The organism is Mycoplasma sp. 4463, from assembly GCF_048381515.1.
Taxonomy (GTDB): domain Bacteria; phylum Bacillota_I; class Bacilli_A; order Mycoplasmatales; family Metamycoplasmataceae; genus Mycoplasmopsis.
In genome coordinates this window covers 18,353-28,409 of sequence record NZ_JBLWID010000007.1, presented here as the reverse complement: position 1 = coordinate 28,409, position 10,057 = coordinate 18,353, and the positions used below count along the sequence as shown (strand labels likewise).

General features: G+C 28.6%; 1 protein-coding gene. It reads right to left on the bottom strand.

The genetic code is table 4. The features are described from left to right. A partial coding sequence (locus tag ACNF36_RS00890; RefSeq protein ID WP_418303413.1) for a hypothetical protein occupies positions 1-9,665 on the bottom strand: 9,665 nt, incomplete at its 3' end. Positions 9,666-10,057 lie beyond the last annotated feature (392 nt).

Here is a 10,057-nt window from a genome sequence, read left to right as displayed (position 1 = left end):
ACCACATCTTCATTTTTATAAGAGTTAAGATTATTTAAAATTTCATCCGAATCAGCAATTGCTTTATTAATTGCATCTTGTTTATCTTTAGATAATTTTTCAAATTTCTTAGATTTGGTTAAATCCACTAAATCATTTTTAGCTTTAGCCAATTCATCAGCATCAACATATAATTGAGTAATTTGATTATGTTTATTATCAAATTCTGCGCTTGTAGCATTATTATCTAAAATGTTATTGATTAATGTTGTTTTGGTTGTGTCATTAAGCACGTCGCTCTCTTTAACTTGTTGAATTAATTTGTCTTTAGCTTTAATGTTATTTAAGTTATTTACAAAGCTTGAATCGTTAACTAAATCCAGTGTTTCGCTAATTAATTTATCTCTACTTTCATCAGAAATTTTGTTGTCTTTAGCTTCTTGATGTAATTGATCAATTAAGTCTAATCTAGCTTTTTCATTGTCTAATTTATTAGCAAATTCATCGCTTGTTTCATCTAATTCTCTAATGTTTTGAGAAATCGAATCTTTTTGTTCTTCTGTCAAGTTTGGATTTTGTCTAATTTGATCAATTGCTTCTTGTTTCTTGTTAATGTTTTTAGCTATTTCATAGTATTTTTCATCTTTTGGATCGTTAGCTAAAACATCTTGAACTAATTGAGCTTTGTCTTCTTGGCTTAAGTTTGGATCTTCTTGAATTTCTTTCAATTTATTGAATTGATCACGAATTTTATCAAGGATTACTGGAGCTTTGTCATCGTTTCCCTTGAATGAATTTATTTCATTAATTAAGCCTTCTTTTTGTTCATTTGGTAGATTTGAAGCTTGAATTTCGTCTATTAATTTTTGTTTTTCTTTAACCTTATCAATTTGGTAATTTAATGCTGGTTTAGCTTGTTTATTGTCTAATTCAGCAATTTCATTAGCTAAATTGTTCTTTGTTGTTTCAGGTAAATTATCATCGTTTCTAATTTCTTTGATAGCATCTTGTTTGATTTTTTCATTGTTTAACTCTTCATTAAATTTAGGACTATTAGCCTCAATGTTGGCTATGTTTTTGCTTAATTTAGCCTTATCGTCTTCTGTTAATGAATCATCATTATTCAATGTTTTATACGCATCTTCTTTAGCTTTGATTTTGCCAAGCACATCATCATAGTTTGCTTGTGTTGAATCTGCTTTAACAATGTCATCAATCAAGTCTGCTTTTTGTTCTGGAGTTAAATTGTCATCATTCTTAATTGTTTCAATTAATTTTGCTTTATCAACAATTTTGTCTAAATTGTTTAAAAATTCTTCTTTAGTAATTCCTTCGTCATCGTTAGGAGATTGAACATTATTTAATTGGTCAATTAAGGCTGTTTTTTCTTTATCTGTTAAATTAGGATTGCTTTGAATTTTTTCAATTGCTTTATTTCTAAAGTAATCATAGTTAGTTTCTCCATCAAGTGCTTTTTCAGCTGCTATTAAAGCTTTTTGTAAGTCTTGAACTTCTTTTAAGTTTAAGTTATTACCACTAGGATCAACTAACGCATCAACTTTGGCTTTAACATTATCATAATTTGTTTTTGGCTCTTCGGTTGCTGCTACATATTTATAATTACCTTCTTGAGCTAAATCATTAGCTATTTCTTGAGCTTTAGCTTTAATTTCTGCCATTGCGTTATCAAGAAGTTTAGCATCTTCGCCAACTTGTTTAAGGTCGGCAATTAATTTTTTCTCATTTAATGATTCTTTAAGGGCTGCTTTTTGAGCATCATTTAAATGTTCTAAAGCATCGATATCAGCAATAATTTGTTGTTTTACTTCATCAAATTTCTCATTACCATCTAGAGCTTGTTCAGCAACTTTAATGTTATTAATTAAGTCAGCAACTGCTTCTGGGCTTAGTTGAGCACCACCATTTTCTTTGTCAACTAAAAATGTAGCTTCATTTAATAAATCATCATATTTATTGCGGGGGTCTTCAGCAGCATTTAAGTATTTAGGTGTGTCTTTAACTGGTGCTTGATTTGCTAATTCTTCTTTTAATAAGCCCATTTGCTCATTTAAGTTAGTTGCATTAGCAACAATTTCGTCAATTTCTTCTGGTGATGTTGCATTATCGATTTGAGTAGTTAAACCTGCTTTTTGTAAATTATTAATGTGTTCTAATTCTTCTAATTTAGCTAAAGCTTCTTCTCTACGTTTTTTAATGTTTTGTTCACCATTTAAGGCAGCAATTGCATCATGAACAGCTTGGTTTTGGTTTTTAATTCTATCTAAATCAACAATATTATTAGTATCTGAATTTGGCTCATTTAATTGAGCTAATAATTCTTTAGCTGCTTCGATGGCTTCATCATAATTCCCTTTTACATCATGTTCTGAACCTGTGTAATGAATTGAGTCTTTAATACCACTTTCACCATTAATATTCTCTTTAAGCATTTTGGTTAAATCATTAATTTGCTTGTTCTTAGCATCGACTGCATTAACATCAGCAATTGATGTTTGGACATTGATTTGATCAATTAAAACTGCTTTTTGAGCATCTGTTAAATCAGTGTAAGTTGGATTGTCACCAGTAATTTTAGCAATCGCTTCATTTTTAGCTCTTTGCAATCTTTCTTCACCATTTAAATCGTCGATTGCTTTATTTAATTTTTTGATTGCTTCTTTAACTTGTTCTAATGATAAATTAGCACCATCAGTTTTATTTAAAGCATTGTCACGATTAGTAATTTGATTGTTATATTCAGCTTGTCTATCTTCAAATGCTTCTTTATATTTGATGCTATCTTTATCAACAGAGGCAATTTCGCTATATGTTTTCATTGCGTCATCTAATGATGTGGCATCATTTTTAAATTCATTAAGTTCAGCTAATGGAGTTTTATAAACTTTGTCAATTAAAGCCGCTTTTTGAGCATCGTTTAAATATTGCTTGTCATTAATAGCTTTAATTAAAGCTTTTTTGACCTCATCATCGGCTTTGGCTTGGGTTAAGATGTCATTAATATTTTTGTCATATTTTTCACCGTCTGCAGTGTTTAATTCAGCCTCATTAACCGCATCTTTATAAGCTTGTTTTTCTGCTTGTGTTAAATGTGTTAATTTGTCTATTTCATTATTAACGTTAGTTTTAGCTAAGTTTAATGCTTGGTTTAGATAATCAGTCACTTTTTCAGCACTTAACTCTTTGTCATCGGCATTAATCAAGTTGATTAATGCTTGCTTGTTGGCAGGAGTTAAGTTATCAAAATTATTTAATTTATCTTTAAGATCACTTCTAATACCATCTAATAGGTCTTTAGCTTGATTTGCTTCACTTACTTTGGTGTCTAAATTAGTAGCTTCACTGTTAAGATCAGCAGCACTTACAGAAGTTAAGTCTTTGTTGCTTAATTCATCTAAAGCATCTTGAAGATTTTCAAGCGCTGTATCATAAGCGTCTTTATTTTCTTTATCTAATTTATAAACATCATTGTTTTTGTAATTATTTAATTCGCCTAATTGTTCTTTGGTATCGGCAATTTTGGCGTCTAATGCTTCTGCCGCTTCTACAATAGTTTCAGCATCTGCTTGAGCGTCGGCGTTAGCAATATTTTCTTTTAATTGTGCTTTTTGATCATCAGTTAAATTGTTTAAAGCATCAATTCTTTCGTTTAATGCATTTTGGTTTTGATCACCATTTAATTCACCATAAGCAGTTTGTAAATTGCTTAATACTGTATCAACAGCACTTAATTCTGAGTTAGCGCCATTAGTTTTATTAAGTAATTCTTGAGCTGCTGATAAAGCGTTATCAAAAGCTTGTTTTTTATTAGCATCTGCTAAAGTATAAACAATAGCTGTTTTAGCATCATTGTTTTGATCATCTTCAACTGTTTTTTTAGTTAAAGCGGTTAATTCATCTTTAATAGCATCACTTAATTCTTTCATTTTGGCATTCAATGTGTTTGCTGTTGTGCTACGAGCTTGAATTGCTTCAGTTGAAGTAGCTGATTTTAAATCTGCTTTATAAGTATCTAATTGATTGTTATTTAAATAAGGGTAATTATTTGTTGCCTCAGCAATAGCTTTTTCAATTTCTGCTTTAAGTTGAACTTTAGCTACTTCATCAAGAGTATTAGCGTTTGCTAATTCATCTAATAAAGCTTGTTTTTTTGCTTCAGGAACGTTGTTATTAATGTATTTGGTAACTTTTTCTTTTTCAACTTGTAAAGTTGTTTTAAAGCCTGTTAAAGTAATTTTTCTTGTGTCAGTTGAAACAACTGCTGGGTTTTGTGGGTCATTATTCGAATTCAATATTGCTTTGGTTGAAGCAATATTGAATGTTATATCTAATGTACCATTATCATTGTTTGGAGATAATTTGATACTGTTTAAATAACCTTCAACATCTAAGTTTGCTGGGTTGTTAAACGCTTTAATAGCTTCTTTAGCAACTTCACTTGGTAATTGATTTCTATCGATTGCGTTAGTATTACTTTCATTAATAGTAAATGGAACGTTTGAATCAGCTAAAATAGCGTCCACTCTTTGTTGTTCAGTTAAAGTGCTTAAGGCATTATTGTTATTTAATGTATAAACATTGGTTGATTTAACATTTTCAAGATTTTCTTTAGTTGATTGATATTTGTAACTTAAGTCTAATTTACCTGTTAATTCATTTCGATTTGAAATAACTAAATCAACTGGTTTAACATCTGCAGGGATTGTAGAATCCTTAAATTCAATTTCATCAGTTGTAATTTCACTCGCTGTGTCTGTAGCTTGTTTTGCATCTTTAACTTTAGCTAAAGCAAGAGATAAATCATTTAATCTTTCTAATTCTTCATCATAACGTTCTTGTCCATTTAAAGCATCAATTGCGCTTTTAATTTTTTTGTTTAAAGCATCAATTGTTTCTTTATTCATTAAATTGTCATTATTGTCAGTATTTAAAGCATCTACTAAATCTTCTGCTTCTTTAATTACTCCACCTTTTTGATTGCCATCTTTAGTTGGATTACCATCATAGGCTTCTCTTAAGGCGTTAGTAGTATAAGTATAATTATTGCCTGCTGTTACAGTATCTTGATCTGCTATGTAATCACGCAAGGTTTTCATTGAAGAATTTAATGCATTATTAGTTGCATCTTGAGTAGTAACACCATCAATTGTTGTTTGTTCATTAGTTAAAGCAATTGCTTTTTCTTTTTGTTTGTCAGTTAATGATGAATAATCAGAATTAATTTTTCTAATCGCTTCATCTTTAGCTTCTTGTAATTTTTCATCACCATTTAAAGCACTAATTGCGTCTTGAATTGCTTTAGTTCTCTTTTTAACTTCTTCTAATGATAAATTAGATCCTTTAGTTTTATCAACATCAGTTTTTTGTTGATTTACTGCATTATCTAAAGCACTCTTATTATTATTATCTGCTTGAGTATAATCTGTGCCTTGTTTAATTGTTTCAATATTATTAGTTGCATCGTTGTAAGCTTCCATTGCATCATTTAAATCACTTGCATCATCAACTTTTTGGTCTAATTGATCAATTGAAGCATTTTGGATTGCTTCTTTAATAGCGTTTTTTTGTGCATCATTTAAATGTTTATAATTATCAATTGCTTTTTTTGCTGCATCTTTTTGATTTTGTTCATATTCAGCTTGAGTTAAAAAGCCAGTTCTTGTTTGTGATGCTGAAAGATCACTATAAATATTATTGTTATCAACCGCTTCTTCAGTAATTGTTACTAAATCTTCTTTAGTTCTTGTAGTTTTTAATTTATATGTATATGAAACTGAACCATTAGTATCATTATTTGTAGGAGATGATAAATCAGTTAATTCAACTCGATTAGTAGTTCCATAACCCTTTGCTAAAGCAATTGTGTAATCAGTATTTAAAGTTGAATCTGAAGCACGTTTAATAGGGTCTGCAGTGATGTCAAGAATTGTATTTTTGTTAGCATCTGTGTCTTGTTTGACTAAATTATTTAATCTAGTAGATTCTGTTTCAAAACCAGTAATTTCTGTAGTTTTTTCATCAGAAATTGCACTTGCATTAACAGTTGATTGCAATTTATATGCAATTTTAATTTTACCGTCTATATCGTTATAACCAAGATATCTAACACTATCTTGATAAATTTTTGTTCTGTCTGGTAATACTCAATTAATATCTTCAGCATTATTATTTCTGTTTACAACAGTTGATGCTTGAATATTTGGTTTTTCACTCGCATCTTTATAATCTGGAGTAGCATTTAATTTATTAACTCTATTTTGCTCATTAGCAAAACCTGTAATATCATAGGTTTTATTTTGAGTATAAACGTTAGTTTTATCACTTGATTTTACTACTCTATAAGTAACAGTTAAAGTTCCTGTGTCATCATTACCGCTAATAGAAATAACTTCAGTTTCTAAACCGTTATCATCAGGAGAAATACTTAGTTGAGAAACTAAATTTTTGTCAGCAGTTGTAGGTTCAATTTTTTTATTTGGATAATCAAAAGTAGCAGTATAGTCTTTAATTCTGGCTCTTTCAGTTCATTTATCAACAATTGCTTTAATATTTTTGTCTGAACCTATTAAAATTTTGTCAGCAAATGGTTTATTTTCATCATAATTGTCTTTGTAAAGAGTGGCATTATCTATTTCTTGTTTAACTTGATTTTTTTCTGCATCCGTTATATTTAATGCTGAAATTTGAGTTTTAGCTGTTGTTTTTGCAGTCACTAAAGCACTAGCCATATGATCATTTATTTTTTTAATAAATTCATTATTTAGAATAAGTTTGACTGTATTTTCATTATAAGAAAAAATATTGAATGTACTCAAAGCACTTTTTAAATTATTTTTAGCACTTGTTTTTTGATTTGCGTCTAAATAGTTAAATTTATCTATTTCGGTATTAAATTCATTAATCGCACCGTCAAGACCTTTTGCTTTTTCTACTCATTGTTTAGCAAAAATGTCATTATTATCATCATAAAACTTTTTAAGAATAGCAGTTGATTCAAAAATATTTTGAATAGTTTTATCAGAAGCATTTTTTAAGTTTTTATCAAATGCATCAAGAGCTGTTAAATCAATTCTATTTGTAGAACTTGCAAATTCAAAAGAACCTAAATTATTAAAGTCATTTTCTGATTGTTTATAAGTTTCAATTTGTGACTTAACTGAATTTTTGTCATTATTTAATTTATTAACTTTACTAATTAAATCAATAATTGTCTTAATTTGCTCGTTTGTAGCATGTAAATTAGCAAATGGATTTAGTTGACTTTTTAAACTAAGGTTTTTAACTTGATCTTTAATTGTATTGATAATGAGGTCTTTAGCTTTATTGTAATTTCCACTATAAGTTGAAGAATTTTGTTCAGTAATTGGATAATCTGCTAATTTTGCAAAATATTTTTCAATTTCAGTTTTACCACTAGTTATTACAGTAGTTAAAGAATTATTAAGTGCATTGTAGACTGAATCCATTGAAGTTTTTAAATTATTATATGACGCACCACTTGGATTAGAAATTGAATATTCTGTAGAAGTAGTTCTATCAATTGCACCAGATTCGGTATTGTATTCAGTTGAACGGAAATTAATTTTGTTAATATTTCTACTTATTATTGAATCTAAAGTATCTTTAGATGATTTTGTAGCTAAAGCATAAATGATTTTGTTAGTTATATTTGCATCGTATTTTGAGTCATAAACACTATTACTTAAAGGAAAATCACGAATTTCTTTATATTTTTTTTCAATTGCTTCTTGTTGTTTATCAAGAGTATCAATTTTCTCTTTTCATTTAGTTAAAAGAGTACTATCTGAATATTGCTTACTTGCTTCAAATCCAGATTCATTATCTAATACCATTTTTAAATAATCTTTTTGACCTTTATTTAATCATTGTTTATTATCAACATATTTCTTAGCTAATTCAAGATCAGTATATGTATAAGTAATTGGATTGAATTCGATTCCATCACTATCAAATCTACTTGATGTTAATGGGCTAGCGGTTAATGAACTATTGCTTTTAACTTTTCATTTTTTAGCATCTCTACTATTAATTGTACTTTTTAAACGTAAAGAATTTTTACTATTTACTGCTTTTGTATCTTGATAAACACTTTTGGTACTAATTGTTTTTTTGTTTCTATTAATTCCATCTTTATTAATCTCATAATTAATATTTGAATTTCCATTTTCAGTAATTCTTAAAGTCGTTTCCGGAAATGCATCACTCTTAGGATCATAAAGATCAGAACCAAGTTCTGAATCAACAAGTTCTAAAGTATAGAATTTTTTACGTTGAGATTCAGATCTATCAGCTATTTTTCAAAATCCAGAAACAATTCTTTGATTATCGTCATCATCTTTTTGACGATATTCAGCTGATCCAAAGAAAGATTTATTGGTTGTTGATGAACCGGTATTACCAAAAAATGTCGTAGTGCTTGCGTTAGCCACATCATTATATGGCTCAAATTCTACTTCTGCTACTGCTCCAGCAACTAAATAATCAAGCTTTTTATCCATTTCAATATTGAAGACAAATAAACCACCTTGATTGTTATATATAATGTCAGCTGGTCTATCATTATTAATAAGATTTTTTTGGAATAAACCAAAATTTACATATGAACCACTGCTATTTGATAACTGAAATCCTCTTGATCTAATATCTGACATATTGGTTGGAGTAGATACTAAAATATCATACATTCCGTTATGCTTATCTGAAGATCTATAATTGTCTCAAGTTCTTTTTTGACTAAGCAAATCAGCACTCAACCCATTTGTATATGATGTTGGAGTGTTTTTGTAATAAGGCAAGTATGCATAATTAGTTAATCATGCTTCTAAAGTATCTCCAGCTTGAGAAGCACGAAGAGGATCTTTATTTACTCTTTGTACTTTTCCAATTCAAGGTGAAATATCATAATCAGATAAGTTAGCATTTTTTTCTTCTTTTAATTTGATAGTATAAGTTTTTTGTTGTAAAACATTTGAATTATTTCTATCATCAACTTTAATATACAAGTGAATTTTAATATCACTTGCTATTTTCATATCATTTGAAAAATAAAATGCTCCTGTATAGAATGTTGATTGCGCACCTTGAGTTGCAGAACCATGTAATGGTTTATTAACTAAGTTATAACCTATTTTAAATCTTTTGGTATCAGTACTTGGATTATATCCATTCCCATTTCATCACGGTCCATGATCTACACCTTTGTCTCTAAAACCATCTACTTGTCAAGAATAAAGTGTTCCACTTTCTGTTGCATAATTAGTACCTGTTCAATCGGAAACATTTACGTTGTTTGGAAAACCTGGATTTGAGGCATCAAATAATCTAAATCATGAATCTCCAACTGCTCGATATTGTCAATTAGCATTGGTGTCGTTGAAATTCTGATTACCGTTTGAATTAAAAATATTTATATATCTATATGGTGCATATCTGGCATTATGATTTGAAGTTGGAAGTGAATTATAGTTCTTTCAAAGATTATCCTGTAAATCAATATTAACTTTATCAAAAGTTCAATTAGTGCCTGAAGTAGTTTTACTTGTCACATTGGTTGAGCTTGTAGTCGATGAAAGAGTCAAAACAAGTCCTGCTAATGGTACTGATGCAGGAATAATTAAAAGGCTCCTTTTTAATGCTTTATTTTTCATACATATCTCCTATTCTATATATATATATATATATATGTGTGTAATATAAGTGTTAATTGTATCAGAATTACTAAGAGAATTATGAAAAAATTCAAACTTTTTTGAAAATTAAATCAATTTCAGATATGACGTTAATTCTTGTGGAATTTGTTGCCTCTTGTGAAAATTCTAAACAAAATAAATAAACAGACACACTAAAGGTGGATAGAAGGGTTAATTAGACATAATATCATCTCAACGTTGTCGGGGTGTTTTTCAATCTGATTTTGATTGAATACTTTCGTTGATGTATCAAAAATAAACTCATTAATTATTTTGCTAAGATCATCAAAAGTTATCTTGGTTATATAAATTAGTTTTAAACATTCAGATTCTAAAATCGAAAATAAATA